Origin of the sequence: Gemella bergeri ATCC 700627 (assembly GCF_000469465.1) — a bacterium.
In the GTDB taxonomy this organism is placed as follows: Bacteria; Bacillota; Bacilli; order Staphylococcales; family Gemellaceae; genus Gemella; species Gemella bergeri.
In genome coordinates this window covers 16,978-36,124 of record NZ_KI271838.1, presented here as the reverse complement: position 1 = coordinate 36,124, position 19,147 = coordinate 16,978, and the positions used below count along the sequence as shown (strand labels likewise).

At 32.5% G+C, this 19,147-nt stretch carries 17 protein-coding genes; 1 reads left to right on the top strand and 16 read right to left on the bottom strand.

Features of this window, described 5'->3' with window-relative positions; genetic code table 11:
• Nucleotides 1-718 precede the first annotated feature (718 nt).
• The 9 genes from eno to gnd form a co-directional block, all read right to left on the bottom strand.
• Entirely contained in the window at nt 719-2,035 is a 1,317-nt protein-coding gene (eno, locus tag HMPREF1983_RS04120; protein ID WP_021753045.1) for a phosphopyruvate hydratase, read from the bottom strand.
• Between the two features lie 59 nt (nt 2,036-2,094).
• A complete protein-coding gene (tpiA, locus tag HMPREF1983_RS04115) occupies nt 2,095-2,859 on the bottom strand; it encodes a triose-phosphate isomerase (RefSeq protein ID WP_021753044.1) in 765 nt (254 codons plus the stop codon).
• Nucleotides 2,860-2,888: 29 nt separating this feature from the next.
• Complete coding sequence (locus HMPREF1983_RS04110; RefSeq protein WP_021753043.1) at nt 2,889-4,085, bottom strand: phosphoglycerate kinase; 1,197 nt, start codon at nt 4,083-4,085, stop codon at nt 2,889-2,891.
• Between the two features lie 242 nt (nt 4,086-4,327).
• Complete coding sequence (gene gap, locus HMPREF1983_RS04105) at nt 4,328-5,335, bottom strand: type I glyceraldehyde-3-phosphate dehydrogenase (RefSeq protein ID WP_021753042.1); 1,008 nt, start codon at nt 5,333-5,335, stop codon at nt 4,328-4,330.
• Nucleotides 5,336-5,357: 22 nt separating this feature from the next.
• Nucleotides 5,358-6,398 carry a sugar-binding transcriptional regulator gene (locus HMPREF1983_RS04100; protein ID WP_021753041.1) on the bottom strand — a complete coding sequence of 347 codons (1,041 nt, stop codon included), beginning with the start codon at nt 6,396-6,398 and terminating at the stop codon, nt 5,358-5,360.
• Between the two features lie 181 nt (nt 6,399-6,579).
• Nucleotides 6,580-7,188, bottom strand: a complete 609-nt coding sequence (locus tag HMPREF1983_RS04095; RefSeq protein ID WP_040460957.1) for a hypothetical protein — start codon at nt 7,186-7,188, stop codon at nt 6,580-6,582.
• A gap of 85 nt (nt 7,189-7,273) precedes the next feature.
• Entirely contained in the window at nt 7,274-8,236 is a 963-nt protein-coding gene (locus HMPREF1983_RS04090) for an asparaginase (protein ID WP_021753039.1), read from the bottom strand.
• A 184-nt stretch (nt 8,237-8,420) separates the two neighbouring features.
• Nucleotides 8,421-9,794 carry a glucose-6-phosphate dehydrogenase gene (gene zwf / locus HMPREF1983_RS04085; protein WP_040460969.1) on the bottom strand — a complete coding sequence of 458 codons (1,374 nt, stop codon included), beginning with the start codon at nt 9,792-9,794 and terminating at the stop codon, nt 8,421-8,423.
• The gene (gene gnd / locus HMPREF1983_RS04080; RefSeq protein ID WP_021753037.1) at nt 9,784-11,196 is read right to left on the bottom strand and encodes a decarboxylating NADP(+)-dependent phosphogluconate dehydrogenase; all 1,413 of its coding nucleotides are present in this window, start codon (nt 11,194-11,196) and stop codon (nt 9,784-9,786) included. Before gnd ends, zwf begins: the two co-directional genes overlap by 11 nt.
• Nucleotides 11,197-11,436: 240 nt before the next feature.
• Here gnd and aldA point away from each other — a divergent pair, with 240 nt between their 5' ends.
• Complete coding sequence (gene aldA / locus HMPREF1983_RS04075; RefSeq protein ID WP_021753036.1) at nt 11,437-12,888, top strand: aldehyde dehydrogenase; 1,452 nt, start codon at nt 11,437-11,439, stop codon at nt 12,886-12,888.
• Nucleotides 12,889-12,981: 93 nt separating this feature from the next.
• On the opposite strand, the gene guaB is transcribed toward aldA, so the two are convergent.
• The 7 genes from guaB to HMPREF1983_RS04045 form a co-directional block, all read right to left on the bottom strand.
• On the bottom strand, nt 12,982-14,445 hold the full coding sequence (guaB, locus tag HMPREF1983_RS04070) for an IMP dehydrogenase (protein ID WP_021753035.1): 1,464 nt from the start codon (nt 14,443-14,445) through the stop codon (nt 12,982-12,984).
• Nucleotides 14,446-14,462: 17 nt separating this feature from the next.
• Nucleotides 14,463-15,053 (bottom strand): xanthine phosphoribosyltransferase, encoded by a 591-nt coding sequence (locus tag HMPREF1983_RS04065; RefSeq protein WP_021753034.1) that lies wholly within the window; start codon nt 15,051-15,053, stop codon nt 14,463-14,465.
• A gap of 218 nt (nt 15,054-15,271) precedes the next feature.
• On the bottom strand, nt 15,272-16,147 hold the full coding sequence (gene hslO, locus HMPREF1983_RS04060; RefSeq protein WP_021753033.1) for an Hsp33 family molecular chaperone HslO: 876 nt from the start codon (nt 16,145-16,147) through the stop codon (nt 15,272-15,274).
• A 277-nt stretch (nt 16,148-16,424) separates the two neighbouring features.
• Nucleotides 16,425-16,745, bottom strand: a complete 321-nt coding sequence (locus HMPREF1983_RS07885; protein WP_021753032.1) for an ATP-binding cassette domain-containing protein — start codon at nt 16,743-16,745, stop codon at nt 16,425-16,427.
• Nucleotides 16,688-17,851 carry an ABC transporter ATP-binding protein gene (locus HMPREF1983_RS04055; protein ID WP_021753031.1) on the bottom strand — a complete coding sequence of 388 codons (1,164 nt, stop codon included), beginning with the start codon at nt 17,849-17,851 and terminating at the stop codon, nt 16,688-16,690. The genes HMPREF1983_RS07885 and HMPREF1983_RS04055 overlap by 58 nt, the downstream gene beginning before the upstream one ends.
• Complete coding sequence (locus HMPREF1983_RS04050; protein ID WP_040460966.1) at nt 17,836-18,549, bottom strand: energy-coupling factor transporter transmembrane component T family protein; 714 nt, start codon at nt 18,547-18,549, stop codon at nt 17,836-17,838. The genes HMPREF1983_RS04055 and HMPREF1983_RS04050 overlap by 16 nt, the downstream gene beginning before the upstream one ends.
• Nucleotides 18,539-19,135, bottom strand: a complete 597-nt coding sequence (locus HMPREF1983_RS04045; protein ID WP_021753029.1) for an MptD family putative ECF transporter S component — start codon at nt 19,133-19,135, stop codon at nt 18,539-18,541. Before HMPREF1983_RS04045 ends, HMPREF1983_RS04050 begins: the two co-directional genes overlap by 11 nt.
• Nucleotides 19,136-19,147: the final 12 nt, after the last annotated feature.

The window sequence follows — 19,147 nt, the reverse complement described above, 5'->3', positions numbered from 1 at the left end:
ATAAATTTTTTGAAGAAAATAGTGTAAAAACAGCATAAAATAAGAATTTATTAATAAAAAATTATTTCTTAAAAATATACTCTTAAAACAGCTGTTTTTAGATGTTTGTTTTTGTTTAATAACATTTTTATTCTGTACTATAAAAAACAAGTATAAAAAAACTATATCCTTTCCAATGTAATTTGTATTTACTTTTGTAAACCAAATTTTTTCTAAAAATAAATTTCAATTTATATATTTAATTTAAAATTAAAATGTTTATACCGTTATTAATAACAGCTATCAATTAGGGGGGGTCTTATTATTATTTTTAAATTTTTTTAATAAATTTTTTTATTATAACTAATGTATTTTTAAAAGTTTTTGTATTTGCAAAATATAAATTTTTCTAAAATAAACTCTAACACATACGAACATAATAGATCAAAAATTAATTACTTTATTATTCAGTAAACTATTATAGGTTAAAACAACTGCTTTATATACACTTTTGAAAATAATTTTACTAAAAGCATAAAAAATAGGAGTAACTCAAAAAACATGATTTCGTTAAAAATCAATTTTATTGAGTCACTCCTTGCATAGTTCATTAGTTTTGGAAAAAAGTTCTTTAAAGAAAATTTTCAAACTAATGAATTACTGCAGTCTTACTACTAATAAGTAAATTCTATTAAAATTTTTTACTTTTAGCTATCCCTTGTTAAATTTTATTATCTTATTAACGTTTAATATTATAAAATGCTTTAATTCCCGGATATTCAGCTGTTACATCTAATTCATCTTCAATACGTAATAATTGATTGTATTTAGCAATACGGTCTGTACGGCTAAGTGAACCTGTTTTGATTTGTCCGGCATTTGTAGCAACTGCTATATCTGAGATGGTTGAGTCTTCAGTTTCTCCTGAACGGTGAGAAATAACAGCGGTGTATCTGGCACGTTTCGCCATTTCAATAGCGTTTAGTGTTTCTGTTAAAGTACCGATTTGATTAACTTTGATTAAGATTGAGTTACCAACACCTTGTTCAATACCTTGTGATAATTTTTTAGTGTTGGTTACGAATAAGTCATCACCAACTAATTGTACACGATTTCCGATACGTTCTGTAAGTAATTTCCAACCTTCCCAGTCATTTTCATCCATACCGTCTTCGATAGTAACGATCGGATATTTATTTACCAACTGTTCTAAATAATCTACTTGTTCAGCTGAAGTACGTTTTGCTCCACCTTCTCCTTCGAATTTAGTATAGTCATATACTCCGTTTTCATAGAATTCTGATGATGCACAGTCAAATCCCAAGAATACATCTTTCCCCGGCTCTAATCCGGCTGCTTTAATAGCTGAAAGAATGGTTTCAACAGCATCTTCTGTTCCTTCAAATGACGGAGCAAATCCTCCTTCATCTCCTACTGCAGTTGATAGACCACGAGCATGTAATAATTTTGCTAAATTATGGAATACCTCTGCACCCCAGCGCAATGCTTCTTTAAATGTTGGAGCTCCAACAGGTAAAATCATAAATTCTTGGAAAGCGATCGGCGCGTCTGAATGAGAACCACCGTTTACTATGTTCATCATTGGAGTTGGTAATTCTTTTGAGTTGGTTCCGCCCAAATATCTGTATAAAGCTACACCTAAAGCATCAGCTGCAGCATGTGCTACCGCTAAAGATACACCTAAAATAGCATTTGCACCTAGACGACCTTTATTTTCAGTTCCGTCCAACTCAATCATGGCATAGTCAATACCTACTTGGTCAAATACGTCGAATTTCCCTTCCAATAATGGGGCAATTTCCTCATTAACATTGGTTACAGCTTTGGTTACACCTTTTCCTAGGTAACGAGTTTTATCTCCATCACGCAATTCAACCGCTTCATATTGTCCGGTTGACGCTCCTGACGGTACTAAAGCACGCCCAAACGCTCCTGATTCAGTAGTTACTTCTACTTCAACAGTTGGGTTCCCACGTGAATCTAAAACTTCTCTTGCATATACTTCTGCGATAATATCAAATGTTTTTGCTAACATTAATTTTCTCCTTCATAATTTAAAATTTATATTTATTATAATAGTAAAATTTCTTAAAATTAAGCTAATTTTCCGCCTTCTAGTAAAGCTAAAAATGAATCTACTTTAAGTGAAGCTCCACCTACTAAAGCTCCATCAACATCCGGACATGCTAAGTATTCTTTTACATTTTCCGGTTTTACAGAACCGCCGTATTGAACTCTCACTTTATCAGCTACTTCTTTTCCGTATAATCCCGCAACCACATCACGAACAGCTTTACACATTTTTTGTGCATCCTCTTTAGTTGCTGATTTACCGGTTCCTATAGCCCATATCGGTTCATAAGCCACTACAAGTTTTTCGGCTTGTTCTTTTGTTAAATCCGCTAAATCTTTTTGTAACTGACCTGTAATTACATCAACGGCTTTTCCTGTTTCATATTGTTCAAGCGTTTCACCGCAACAAACGATTGGTATCAATCCGTTAGCAAATGCAGCTTTTGTTTTTTTATTAATTAGTTCATCAGTTTCACCGAAATATTCACGACGCTCCGAATGACCTAGGATAACATATTTTACACCTAAATCATTCAGTACATATGGAGAAACTTCTCCTGTATATGCTCCACTTTGCTCAAAGTGGCAGTTTTCAGCACCAATATTTAATTCACTGTTTTTAGTTAACTCTACTAATGCCTCTAAGTGAGTTGCCGGTGCACAAATAGCTGATTCCACACTTGTTGCGGCAGGTACTTTACCCGCCACTGCTTGTGCAAAATCACGCGCTTGTTTCACTGTTAAATTCATTTTCCAGTTCCCTGCTATAAATGGTAATCTTGTCATAACTGTACTCTCTCCTTGAGTTTTAAAATTTATTTATTTGATAATGAATCTATACCCGGTAATACTTTTCCTTCAAGATATTCTAATGAAGCACCGCCACCGGTTGAAATATGAGAAAATTTTTCTGCATATCCTAAAGAAATAGCTGCCGTAGCACTATCTCCTCCTCCGATAATAGTAGTAGCACCCTCTAAGTGTGCAATAGCTTCACAAACACCGATTGTACCCTTGGCAAAGTTAGGCATTTCGAACACTCCCATAGGACCATTCCAAATAACCGTTTTAGCTCCTTGCAATGTATTTTTAAATAGTTCTACTGTTTTCGGCCCAATGTCTAAACCTTCTTCGTCTGCTTGAATATCATCTATTGCTATACGGCTTGGTGCATCATTTGAAAATTCTTTTGTAACAACTGTATCTACCGGTAATATCAATTTATCTCCGGCTTTTTCCATCAGTTTACGAGCATAATCTATTTTATCATTTTCACATAATGAATTACCAATTTCTTTTCCTTGTGCTTTCATAAATGTATATGCCATACCACCGCCAATTATTACTTTATCAGCTTTTTCCAATAAATTTTCAATAACGGCGATTTTATCCGATACTTTAGCTCCGCCCAGAATGGCTACTAACGGACGTTCAGGATTATCAACAGCACCACCGATAAATTTAATTTCTTTATCTACCAGAAATCCTGAAGCTGAATTACCTTCTCCAATATTTGAAGCAATACCGACATTAGAAGCATGAGCACGGTGTGCAGTACCGAATGCGTCATTGACATAAACATCACCTAGTGATGCCCAATATTTCGCAAGTTCTGCATCATTTTTAGATTCTTTCTTGCCATCAATATCTTCAAAACGTGTATTCTCGAACATTAAGATTTCTCCATCTTTCAGTTCTTTTATAGCAGTTTCTAATTTACTACCACGTGTTTCAGGTACAAATTTAACATCTTTACCTAATAATTCTGATAACCTTCTCGCAACCGGCGCAAGTGATTTAGATGCTTTATCCGCCTCCTCTTTCACACGACCTAAATGAGAAAATGCCACTACTTTTGCACCTTGATTAAGAGCATACTCAATAGTCGGCAATGCCGCAGTAATACGATTATCATTAGTAATCTTACCGTCTTTTAATGGTACGTTAAAGTCAACACGCATTAAGACAGTCTTTCCTTGTAAGTTACCTAAGTCTTTAATAGATTTCTTCATGGAAAACTCCTTTTTAAATATATTAGAATATAAGATAAAAAGCTGACTTATAAGCAAGATGTTAATACTCTTAACTGTGGTATATTATAGGAAAAAACTAATTATAAATTAATCTTTCCAAGATACTTTACCACCATAGTTGAAAATACTATTTGATGAATTTTGTATGTTTGTCTTAATTATTCATCATTTCCTACTTTTAAGTCAGCTCCTTATCTATTCTTCTTATTATCTATTATAAATTATTTTATCAATCCTGCAAAGTATTTTAATGTTCTTACTAATTGAGAAGTGTAAGACATTTCATTATCGTACCAAGAAACAACTTTAACTAATTGTTTATCACCTACTGTTAATACTTTTGTTTGAGTTGCATCAAATAATGAACCGAATTCGATTCCTACGATATCAGAAGAAACGATTGGATCTACATTATATCCGAATGATTCAGTAGAAGCAGCGTGCATAGCAGCGTTAACTTCTTCAGCAGTTACAGTTTTTTCAACTACTGCTACTAATTCAGTTAATGAACCTGTCGGCACCGGTACACGTTGTGCAGATCCGTCAAGTTTACCGTTTAATTCAGGGATAACTAAACCTATTGCTTTTGCAGCACCTGTTGTGTTAGGAACAATATTAACCCCTGCTGCACGAGCACGGCGTAAATCTCCACCACGGTGCGGTGCGTCAAGTGTATTTTGATCACCTGTATATCCGTGAATTGTAGTCATTAACCCCTCTACTATTGTAAAGTTATCGTGTAGTGCTTTTGCCATCGGTGCTAAACAGTTAGTTGTACATGAGGCTCCTGAAATAACAGTTTCTGTCCCATCTAATGTTTCATGGTTTACGTTAAACACTATAGTTTTAATATCACTACCTCCCGGTGCAGAGATAACAACTTTTTTAGCACCCGCTTGAATATGTGCTTCCGCTTTTACTTTAGAAGTAAAGAAACCTGTACATTCTAACACCACATCTATTCCTAATTCTCCCCATGGCAATTCTGCCGGATTTGGATTAGCAAAACCTTTTACTTCTTTACCGTTTATTATTAAACTACCGTCTTTTTCAAAAACCTCTCCTTGGAAACGTCCTTGAGTTGTATCATATTTTAACAAATGTACTAATTGGTTAACCGGAGTTAAGTCATTAATTGCTACTACTTCAATTCCTTCTACATTTTGAATTCTTCTTAATGCAAGACGTCCAATACGTCCAAATCCGTTAATTGCTACTTTTACTGTCATTTTTTAGTTCCTCCTAAAAATTTTATTTATTAATTTTAGTAATTATTTTTCTGCATATTGCTTCATCAATAATGAGTGTTGCATTGACCGGCTTTGTATTTAAGTAACTAAATACCGCCTGTGCTTTATTTTCTCCACCAACTATTGTAAAAACATCTCCAATGCTGTCAACATCTTTAAAATTCATCCCTATAGTAGAGGTTTTAAATATTTCATGTCCGTCTTCATCGAAATAACTTCCAAATGATTCGCAAACAGCATTTTTCTTTTTTAACACTTCGAGAATATCTGATGAAGTTCTTCTTCTATAAGCCATCTCAAAAGCATTCCCTATACTATGTATTATAATTGATGTTTTTTCTATAACGTCCAAAGCATTTTTGACAACAGGTTCTTTAACAAGTTCTTCTAATGCTTTTTCTCCTATATTATCCGGTGCGTGTAGTAATTGATAGTTATTTCCGGAGTTATTAGCCATTTTTGCTGCTATATCATTTGATTGATACTCCGTATTAACTTCTGATAATCCGCCACGAATAGGTGTTATAGTAACATCTTTTCCATATCCGAATGTTTTATCTGCCCTGTCCGCAACATAGTACATTGTACTTCCACCACTTACTCCGATTACACACTCTTTGGTTATTTTTGAATTAACCTTATCAAGAAGTAAGTCTGTCATCTCTACTCTAGTCGCTTCACTATTTACAAAATCTCCTGCCACTATGTAAACATCTTTTATTGAAAAATGTTTTTTTATAATACCTCGCTCTTTAACAAATGTATCATTGGTAATAAAAGATTTTATTTCTACTAAAAATTCTTCGCCTTTTTCAGTAAGACTCATTCCGGTAGTTTTCTTAGCAATTAAACCCAGTTTCGATAACACCTCACATTCAGTACGTAACTGTCGTTCAGTTATAGTTACAAAATTTAATAATGTTTTTCTTCCTACCGGTTGATTTATTTTAATAGTAAGAAGTAACTCATAACGATCATTAAATTTTTTCACCATCTCGGGTACAAGTTTATTTTGCATATGTAACAAATGTAAAATATCCATATTATCATGCCCTTCTTGTTTGAAAATTCATCTTTAATATTTACGTTGGTCGAAATACGTCCTTATAGGTCGAAATACGTCCAACTTGCGGCAAAAAAATAAACTTTCTGAATAGTATTATAACAGAGCACCCTTAAAAAATCAAGAGTTTTTACTATAATTCTATCAAAAAATTTATCCATTATTTTAAAACCGTTAACAATTCTACTTGAATAATAAAGTAGAAAACAAAAATCATTTCACGTTCTTTATAATCTAACGGCAACGCCGAAATATATTGTTTTGGATAATTTAATTCAATTTCCTTTTTCAAATCATCTATACTTATCTTTTTAAGATTATATCTATTCAATATCAAATCTAATTCTTTCTCATTATAAAAGGATATTTTTTTTACCTTTGTGGCGAATAATTTGTCCGAAATCATAATATTATTAATTAGTGACAAGGTAGATTCTAACTCTTTACTCGCTGTTGCAGACATATTCAACATTTTATAAATATTTTCTATTAATAGCTTTGGTACTTGATAATTAAGTTCCAATTCCTTAAAATCTATCTTTAAAGATTTTTCAATATTATGTTTTTCCTCAGTTTTTTCTTTACTATAGAATACAACATACCTATCTTCTATTGTGATGAGTTGTTTTTTATTAAATATTATCTCTATACCGGCATTATTTAAAAGTTTGATCGTTTTATCTTCATCTAATTTCATAAACGGTCGTTTAAATTTATTATTATCTAATAGATAAAATCCTCTATACGCCCTATGATATTTGAATTTCAAAATTACACCCCTTTCTTACTAAAATCCTTTATCATACTATCATATTTAGGAAAAATATTCAATATTGAGCATTATAAATTTGATATTAAAACTTTTCTCTTAATTTTTCCGGTTTTATTCCCGCTTCCAATAAAACCAATAGCTTTATCCTTGCTTTTTGACCGCTTAAACCGGTTGTAAAAATAACTCCATCTTGATAAAATCTTTTCCCTCCGCCTTCATAATCATAAACATCTTGAGTTACACCGTTAAAAGCTCTTGATACAAAAACAACGGGGATATTTTTTTCAATACATCTTTTTATTGCCGGAACTGTTTTGGGCGGTAAGTTCCCCGCCCCCAATGCCTCTATTACTAAACCGTCTATTTCCAAACTACAAACTGAATCTATCAACTCTGCTCCCATACCGGCATAAGCCTTTAACAAAAATACTTTTTTATTGTTTGTAGTAATATTATAATGCTCTTTTTCTATTAATTTTTGAAAATATATAACTTTATTTTTTAATACCAACCCCACCGGACCAAATGTCGGTGTTTGAAAATTAGCAACATTTGTTGTATGAGTTTTGGTAACATAAGTTGCTGTATGTGCTTCATCATTCATTACCACAAGTACACCTTTATCACAACTTTCATCACTTGTCGCTACTACTAATGCACTTCTTAGATTTACCAGCCCGTCAGAGCCCAATTCATTACTTGAACGCATCGCTCCCGTTACAACTACGGGAATATTTACATCCAACGTTAACTCTAAATAATAAGCTGTTTCTTCTAAAGTATCCGTTCCATGGGTTATAACTACTCCATCATAACCTTCCTCTACAGCCTTTAATATTCTTCTTTGAATACCTAGCATTTCCTGCTCTGTTATTTGTGGTGATGCTAAATTATACAACTCCTCTACGGTTATATCTCCCATATATGAAAAAATATTTCCACTCATTCCTATAGGATTAATTTTTGTTGGCGATACCTTACCTGTAGTATGATCTTCACTCATTGAAATAGTACCGCCGGTACTTATTATTAAAATTTTCTTCATTATACCTTTCTCCTTCTATATAATAAATATCAATTATAATTATATATATTCTAATATTGAATAAAGTAATATTACTAATACTTCTCCTAAATTCTACTCATGCCCTCTATTATAACACGCATAAAAAAAATATAAAACTCTAAGTATCATTTTTCCTTAAAGTTTTATATTTTCCGGTTAGTTATTAATTAATCCATTCAACCAGCTTGTTCGCTTCTTCCGGTCCCATTGAACCTTGTTCATATCTATAAAGAGGCGAGCCTTGTTTATGATATTTATCTAATAAATTATTAACAAACTGCCATGATACAACAATTTGATCCCATTGCGAGAACAATGCCCTGTCACCTTTTAAGCAAGCATCTAATAAACGTTCATACGCTTCAGGAGTATTTATTCTGTTTTCCAATATACAGCTTTGACAAAAATCTAAAGAAATCTGTTGCAACTCCTGTTCCGTTCCCGGTTTTTTCGCATTGAACTGGAAGTACACTCCCTCATCCGGTTGTATTTTAATGATTAATACGTTTCCGGGGGTATCTCCTACCGCTTTAAATTGAACTACAACTTGAGTTTCTCTATCACCCATTTTTTTACCTGTACGTATAAAAAACGGAACATTTTCCCAACGTTCATTATCTATAAACAATTTTAACGCTGCATATGTTTCTGTTTTTGAATTAGGTTGAATATTTTTTTCATTTAAGTAACCGTTATACTGTGCCATAACTAAATTGGTATTAGTATCTTCTACCGGTTTTATTGCGGACAATAAATTGTATTGACTATTGTGTATCTCGGTACTGTTATCTTCTATCGGCTCCTCCATAGCAACAATTGATAATACTTGAAGAAGATGATTTTGTACCATATCTTTTAAAGCACCGTTTTTATCATAATAACCGGCACGTGTTCCTACCCCGACGGTTTCCGCTGCTGTTATTTGGATATTTTCAATGAAATCTTTGTTCCAAATTCCTTTAAAGATAACATTTTTAAAGCGAAGGGATAATATGTTCTGAATCATCTCTTTTCCTAAATAATGATCAATATGATAAATCTCATGTTGTCCGAAGAAATCTGCCAAACTGTCATTCAATATTGATGCTTTCTCAAGATCCTCTCCAAACGGTTTTTCAATAATAACCTTTGCATTATTATTCGCACAATATTTTTTCAGACCGTTTGTTATAGTAATAAAAAACGACGGAGCTACCGCATAGTAATAAATATGCTGATCTATTCCCATTAATGTATAAAATGTTTGCAATATACGATATTCTTCTTCATTTGTCATATCCATCTTAAAATAAATAATACGACGTGCATACGAACTAAACTGCTCTTCATCGAATTTTGTTCTCGCATGTTCTTTTATCCACTCTCGCGCTATTTTGATATAATCAGCGGGAGCATACGCTCTACGGCCAATAACAATTATTTTAAAATTATCGTCTAATTTCCCTAATACATCTAAATTATATAAAGCCGGTAGTAATTTTCTATAAGTTAAATCGCCGGTTCCACCAAATAATGTAATTGCATTATTATTTTTCATTATTTCCCACCCAATCATAATGGTAATTTCCTTCTTTATCCGTTCTCTCAAAAGTATGAGCTCCGAAATAATCACGTTGTGCTTGGATTAAATTAGCTCCACTGTCCGCTGTTGTATAAATATCTAAGTAAGAAATAGCGGAGGTCATTGCACTTAGAGGCAACCTATTTTGAATAGCTAACACTGCCACTTCTCGCAAATTATCTTGCCTTGTTTCTATAATATTTTTAAAGAACGGATCAAAAATAAGATTTTCCAGTTGAGAGTTATTTTGGTATGCTTCAATAATGTTTTGTAGTATTTTTGCTTGAATAATACAACCACCACGGAATATTTTTGCTATATCGGCATAATTAAAATCCCACCCGTATTCTTTTTCAGCAGCTTGAAGCAATTTAAAGCCTTGTGCATAAGAAATGATTTTAGAAATAAACAGTGCATCTTTTACGATCTCTGCTAAATATTTTTTATCTGTTACGACATTATAACCCTTATGTGAAAATTCTTTTTCTGCTTTAACACGTTCTTCTTTAAGGTTAGACATATATCGACCATTTAATGCGCTTGTAATTACGGAAACATCAATACCTAAATCGATTGCCTGCTCATTCGTCCACTTACCTGTACCTTTTTGACTGGCTTTATCCAGAATTTTATCAACCAGATAATCTCCGTTTTCTTCTTTAACTTTAAAAATGTTTGCAGTAATTTCTATTAGATAAGACTCTAACTCCCCTTTATTCCATTCTTCAAAAATTTCTTGCAATTCCTTATTACTAAAATCACCAAGATGTTTTAATACTTTATACGCCTCAGAAATTAACTGCATATCTCCATATTCAATACCGTTATGAACCATTTTTACGTAGTGTCCTGCACCTCCGGTTGACGTATAACTACAACAAGCAACTCCGTTTACTTTAGCGGCAATTGCTTCTAAAATTGGACGAATTTCTTTATAAGCAACTTCATCTCCTCCGGGCATTAATGCGGGTCCGAATCTTGCACCTTCTTCCCCACCTGAAACGCCTACACCAAAGTAATTAATTCCTTTATCTAACAGTAGTTCATATCTTCTTTGAGTGTCTTTGAAAAATGAATTACCACCATCAATAATAATATCTCCCTTATCTAAAAGAGGTGTTAACTGCTCAATTAAGCTATCTACAGCTGCTCCTGCTTTAACCATCAATACCACTTTTCTTGGTTTTTCCAATCCATTTACCAATTCTTGTAATGAGTGTCTTCCTACTATATTTTTATGAGGATGTTCTTTTAACATCTTATCAACAACACTGGTTGTTCTGTTAAACACTGCTACTTCAAATCCATTATCAGCTATATTTAAAGCTAAGTTACTCCCCATAACCGATAAACCAATTACTCCGATATTTTGCTTCATTAAGTGAGCCTCCTAGTTTTTTTATCCATTATACCACTAATTTTTATCTTTGCTAAGGCTTTTTCTTAAAAAATATTTATTAAACGTTTTCTTATTGTCAAAATATACAAAGAATTATTTCATAAGTCGAAAATTTGCATTGAAGACAAAATATTTGAGTTTTAATTACTATTATTGTATAATTTATGCAGGGATGGTAACGTTTACTTACCTAATTTTATATATAAGGAGAATTTATTTATGAGTGAAGTTAAAGTTTTAAAAATGTTTATTGGAGGAAAGTTTGAAGAAAATATCAAACGAGAATTCATAAAAGTGGTAAATCCCGCTACTGAGGAAGTTATTGCAAAAATTCCAGCCGGCAATTGTAAAGATGTTGATCATGCTATTACAGTTGCCGATGTTGCTCAAAAATCTTGGGAAAAGCTACCTGCAATAGAACGTGGAGCATATCTGAAAAAAATAGCCGATCGTATTAGACAAAGAGAACCGGAAATTACACAAACTATTGTTAATGAAGGTGGAAAAACTTTTGAACTAGCTAAGGTTGAAGTATTATTCACTGCTGATTACATGGACTATATGGCAGAATGGGCTAGAAGATATGAGGGAGAAATAATACAAAGTGATAGAAAAGATGAACATATATTCTTATTCAAACGTCCTCATGGTGTAACAACAGGTATTTTGCCATGGAACTTCCCATTTTTCTTGATAGCGAGAAAAGCTGCACCGGCACTACTTACCGGTAATACCATTGTTTTAAAACCTAGTCAATTAACACCGATTAATGCCAATATTTTTGCGGAAATTTGTGCAGAAGTCGGCTTACCTGAAGGGGTATTAAATATTATTTATGGACGTGGTTCTGTAGTTGGGAACAGATTAGCTTCTCATCCTAAAGTAGGATTAGTTAGTCTTACCGGTAGCCTAGCAGCCGGACAGGAGGTAATGAAAGCCGCTGCCGATAATATTACCAACGTATCTTTAGAACTTGGAGGAAAAGCTCCTGCTATCGTGTTTGAAGATGCCGATTTAGAACTTGCGGCAAAAGCAATAGTTGCGTCACGTGTTATCAACTCAGGACAAGTTTGTAACTGCGCTGAACGTGTTTATGTCCATGAAAATGTGAAAGAACAATTTGAACAAATATTATTTGCAGAATTAGACAAGGTTAAATTCGGTGACCCTAATAAAGAACGTGGTTTGGATTATGGTCCGTTAATCGAAAAAAGAGCATTAAAAAAAGTCATTGAAAGAGTAGCATATGCTGTTAAACAAGGAGCAACATTAGCATATGGCGGTGATGTAGATAAAGAACAGGTAGGATATTTCTACGGACCTACCGTCTTAACAGATGTAACCAATGATATGAGCATTATGAAAGAAGAAACATTTGGTCCTGTTATTCCAATTGCCACATTCAAAACATTAGAAGAAGTTATTGATTATGCCAATGATTCAGAATATGGTTTAACATCTTCAGTTTATACAAAAAACTTAAATACAGCATTTAAAGCTGTTAATGGGCTGAAATTCGGTGAAACTTATATAAATCGAGAAAACTTCGAAGCAATGCAAGGTTTCCACGCAGGGCGTCGTAAATCAGGTATTGGAGGTGCCGATGGTAAACACGGCTTAGAAGAATATTTAACCACTCAAGTAGTTTATATGCAACTTGGCGATGAATAATATAAATAATTACTAAAAAATTAAAAGAAGTTGATAAAATCGGGTTATCAACTTCTTCTTTTTAATAATTAATAATAATTTTAAATTAGGTTTTTATTTTGAATAATTCGGACTTTCTTTTGTTATTTGAATGTCATGTGGATGTGATTCTATAAGCCCTGCTCCTGTCATACGGACAAATTGTGCTTCTTCACGTAATGTACGCAAATCTCTTGAACCGGTATAACCCATTCCGGCGCGCAATCCTCCAATTATTTGATAAATCGTTTCCGATACCGCACCCTTGTAAGGTGTACGTCCTTCAATACCTTCCGGTACGAGTTTTTTACCGTCTTCTTGGAAATAACGATCTTTAGAACCTTTTTCCATTGCCGAAATTGAACCCATTCCACGGTATGTTTTGAATGAACGACCTTGGAAAATTTCCAATTCACCCGGTGATTCTTCACAACCCGCTAGCATTGAACCGAGCATTACAGCATGCCCACCTGCTGCGATAGCCTTAACAATATCTCCTGAATATTTTATTCCTCCATCGGCGATTATCGTTTTTCCTAACTCACGTGCTACCGTTGCACAATCGTAAATTGCTGTAATTTGCGGAACTCCAACTCCCGCAACTACACGTGTTGTACAAATAGAACCAGGACCTATACCAACCTTAACAACATCTGCTCCGGCTTTATATAAATCTCGTGCTGCTTCTCCGGTTGCAACATTGCCTGCTATAATATCTAATTCCGGATAATTTGTACGCAATGTTTTTACCGCATCTAATACACCTTTGGAATGACCATGGGCTGTATCAACAACAATTGCGTCTACTCCGGCATCTACCAATGCTTCTACTCTCGCTATTGTATCATTAGTAACACCTACAGATGCCGCTACTAATAAACGCCCTTTGTCATCTTTTGCAGAATTTGGATATTTTGCAAGTTTTTCAATATCTTTAATTGTGATTAGTCCTGTTAATCTACCGTCAGCATCAGTCAAAATTAATTTTTCAATTTTATGACTGCGTAATATAACGCTAGCTTCCTCCAATGTTGTATTAGCCGGCGCTGTAATTAAATGTTCTTTTGTCATAACTTCACTAATTTTCACACCAAAATCAGTTAAAAAACGCATATCTCGATTTGTAATAATACCGACAACTTTCATTTCTTCCACATTATTAACAATCGGTACACCGGAAATACGATATTGTTGCATTAAACTTTCCGCTTCGTCTACTAAACTGTCCGGTGTTAAAAAGAAAGGATCTGTAATAACTCCACTTTCCGAACGTTTAACTTTTCTTACCTGCTCCGCTTGCTCTTTTATAGACATATTTTTATGAATAACACCAAGTCCACCCTCACGTGCCATAGCAATAGCCATTTTATATTCTGTTACTGTATCCATTGCCGCTGAAATAACAGGAACGGATAATTTAATTCGTTCTGTTAAATTTACTTTTAAATCTACTTTCTTAGGTAATACATCACTTTTTGCCGGAACCAACAACACATCATCAAATGTTAAACCTTCTTTTTGAAATTTATCTTCCCACATTATTTTTATATCCTTTCTTATCGTTCATCATCCGCTATATTAAATGTCACTTTATTATTTTCTAAAGAGGCTATACGACACAGCGAACATACATTAATACCACGCTCTTCCAATAAATGTCTGCCGGATTGAAAACTTTTTTCAATCAAAATACCGACACCCACCAAACTTGCACCTGCTTGCTCAACAATTTGCATAAGTCCTAACGTCGCCTGTCCGTTTGCCAAAAAATCATCAATAATCAACACTTTGTCATCTCTATTAATAAATTTATTTGAAACTACTATCGTGTTTGTAATATTTTTCGTATAACTATGCACCTGTGCCTCATAAATATCATTATTTTTTAGTGTTGACGGTTTACTTTTTTTAGCAAATACCATCGGCACTTTAAATAAATTTGCTACCATAATAGCCGGCGCTATACCACTCGCCTCAATCGTTAATATTTTCGTAACTTCTTTATCTTTAAAATAATCTCGCAAAGTTTCTGCCATTTTAAGCATAAGATCCGCATCTATTTGGTGATTTAAAAACGAGTCAACTTTTAACACATTATTATCATAGACCTTACCGTCAGTAAGAACCATTTCTCTTAGTAATTCCATTATTCCTCCTTAAATAGTGTGTTTATTTTTTATTACCGATAACGAAATATTGATTTATATTTTAGAAAGAGGGATTAGGTATTTTTCCTATCCCTTCGTAACAATTTCTATTTAAAATTTTTACCAATAATTAATTTTTTTATTAATAATACCAAATTTTTACAAAAAACTCAAGTATCTAACTAAAAGTTATTCATTATCTCTTTTTATTCGAACATTTACTGTGAATTTTCTAATAAATCAGTAATTTCGGTTTGAGAAAACAGATATTTCTGTTTACAAAATGAACAGACTAACTCTATTTCTTTTTGTTTTGCTAATGTCTCTAATTCTTCACGTCCTAAAGTTACCAAAGCATCGGCATATTTTTCTTTAGAACAAGTACATTTAAAAACTATATCATTTTTTCGTAAAATACGATAATTTTTGCCACTTCCGAACAATATATCTGCTATTTCTTCAGGAGTTTTCCCTTCATGAATAAGTGACGAAATAGGTTTAATATCATTGATTACTTTTTCTAATTTAGTAATTGTTTCATCAGTAGCATTAGGTAATACTTGAAAAATAAAACCACCGGCAGCAATTACCGAATTATCCGTATCTACTAAAACACCAAGCGATATACAAGAGGGTACTTGTTCACTTACAGCAAAATAATAAGTAAAATCTTCGGCAATTTCTCCCGAAACGATCGGTGAGGTTGTCGTATATTTTTCATTAAGTCCATAATCACGTACTACTGTAATATTTCCTGCCCCTACCGCACCTTTAACATTTAACTTCCCTTGGGAATTACTCGGAATATGCACTTGCATATTTTTAGCATAAGCCGTTGTTTCCCCCAACTCATCAGATGAGGCGTAGATTGTACCTATAGGACCATCTCCCCTAACTGCTATATCAATCCTATCTCCACTTTTTAACATTGCTCCCATCATAGTTGTTACCGTCGCAGTACGTCCTACTGCAGCTATTGCCGTAGGATAAGCATCATGACGTTGTCTTATTTCTTCTACTAAATCCGTTGTCTTAGTCACAAAAAAACGAATTTCATCATTAAACGCCAATCCTCGTATTAAATAATCTCTCATAATATATCCTTTCGCAAAACAGTTTCATTGTCTCTTTAGAATGTATTTTACTATTATATACAGTTTTTTTCAACAAACATGTTATAATGTTTATTTTATAATACATATAATAGCCCAAGCCAAAATAAATAATTTACTTCTTCGAAAACATATATTTTAAAGTGAAATCAATATAATCATCAATAGTAACAGATATTATTTTTAAATACCAATTCTTTATTCTATAAAAAAGAATTATAGTTTAAGACATATACGAATCTACAATAATATAATGACATTATTCTTTATTTATAAAATCAAAAATAATATTTTCATTCCCTTTTACAGATATTTTTTTATAGCTATCTTTGTTAATCATTAAAACTGAATGACAAGTTTTAAACAAAAGTTCTAAATCATGTGTAATGATAATAAATGGAACTTCCTCTGCTTTTTTTGTAATTAAATCAGACATTATTATCATACTTCTATAATCAAGACCGGAAGTAGGTTCATCTAAAACAATTACTTTTCGATTTGATAAAAGCGATGTGCCAATTATCAATCTTTGTTTTTGTCCTCTTGATAATTTTTGTGGATGATTAGTCTTTTTTCCCATAAGTCAACATCTTTTAAATAAGATCTGACTTTATCCAAATCCTTGTTATCACCGCACGCTAACAATTCATTTTCGACTGTATCTAAAAAAATTTGTGAATCTACATCTTGCAAAACAAAATATGAATTATTTAATCGTTCTTTTTTCTTTTTTCCATAACTTATATCTACATATTTCTCAGAAAGCCCACATAAAATTTTTGCCAATGTAGTTTTCCCGACACCATTTGAACCGACAATCCCCATAATTTCTTTCTTGTTAAGATTAAAATTCAAATTTTCTATAAAAAGTTTTCTTTTCTGATATACATTAATACTATTTACTTCTATATATTTTTCTTCAGGAATAAGTTCTTTTTCTGATAAAAGTTCTTTTTCATTAAGTGTCCTTAGTTCCAACTCCATACATTTAGAATTATCTAACACTCCATTTTCATAAATTTTTTGAATTGTTCCGTTCTTTATATGCACCAAACGGTTATAAATATCTTTCAAATAATATAACCTATGCTCAGCAATAATTATAGTTTTTCCAAGTGATTTTAATTTTAAAAGAATATTTCTGAACTTTCTGATACTATCATAATCCAGACTACTGGACGGTTCATCAAAAAATATAATATCTGTATCATAAATAAGTGTCCCTGCAATAGCTACTTTCTGCCTTTCACCACCTGATAATTCAAAAATAGATTTTTTCCTAAGATGTGTTATTCCCAATAACTCCATTGCCTCATCTACCCTTGTTTTCAAAATTTTTCTGTCTAATCCTAAATTTTCTCCAACTAAAGCTATCTCATCTTCTACCACATCACAAAAAAATTGATCTTTGGGATTTTGAAATACATTCCTTATATATTTAGCAAGTTCACCTTTTTTATATTCGGTTATATCTTTTCCTAACAGCTTAATCTTACCATTCAATTCTCCATTATAGAATGATGGAATTAAACCATTCAAAAGTCTTAAAAGTGTAGTTTTTCCACACCCTGAATGACCTGTTAAAATAATGATTTCTCCCTTTCTTATAGAAAGTTTCAAATCTCTAAGTATTATTTCTTCTCCATATAAAAAACTATCTATATTTGTTTCTAAAATATTATCCATATACTAACTCCTGTTAATCCTATACCCGTTATAAGAATAATAAAATCTATAAAAGTAAACTTCATCTCGTGGAAACTCGTTTTTTTACCGTCATATTCAATTCCTTTCGATATAATTGAACAAGTTAACGTATCACTTATATCAATACATTTATACATAAGTGGGACAAAATACAATTCAAAAGTTTTTATAGGCTTTAAAAGTTTAGGTTTAAACCCTCTGACTTTTATTCCCTCATTTATCTCTTTCATTCGAATAGATACTTCCGGAATAAAACGAAACAATATAGCAATTCCTATCCCTACACCACCATCTATCCCTATTTTTCTGAAAGCTGCCAAAAGTTGAGATGCACTGTAAGAAGATAACACTCTCCCTAAAATAAATATTGGTGAAAATTTAAGCAATATAAGCAGCAAAGTATAGATAGAACCTATAAAAACACTCCCCAAATATAATTTTAACAGATTTATAATTATCCATATTATAAGTAAAGTGCATGCACTGGAAATTACCTTTTTAATAGAAAACATAGTCAATATACCTGTTGCCAATATAAGTGTAATTAAATATTGATATTGTCCTCCAACTGTTAAAATAATAGAAAATAGTAAAATCAACCCAACTATAGTAAGCGGGTTGATTTTATCTGATAGTTGGAATTTATTTATACTCTTCTTTTTATTTTTATAAAACACTTTTTTTCTTCCTATCACTAAAAAATTTATTATAAATATAAGTACCAAAATACGTTCCTACAGTAGATGCTATAATTGCTATTAATACACAAATCCCTATATTTGTAGGTGTGTAGAAGTTATAAAGAAAAGTAGCATAGTCGGTAGTAAACATTTTTGGAAATTGCTTTGTAAGACCTTCTACACCAAACATAAAGGTAAAATACATTCCATGTAATGAAAAAACAAACATTCCTGCTCCAAAAGCCATACCTACTCTTATACTTTTGTTTAAATAATTATCTTTATTTCCAATAACAAGTTCAGCCACTAAACCGGCAATTACACAAACTACCAATACCGGCCACATTCCCATTAAAGCGTAGAAAACACCTGTTAGTATAAAGTAAAAAAATGCCGCTCCTCTACTTGCAACCTGTTTACACATAAGAACAAATATCGGAGATACTAACACCGTTGCTATTGCAGATGATAAATATAAACTTGCAACCATTCCGAATACAGCATTTAGATACCCGAACGCTGTTGTTAATATAAATCCTAAAACTGAAAACACCGCTACCTTTACAATATTTTTTAAACTCATTTTTAAAACCTC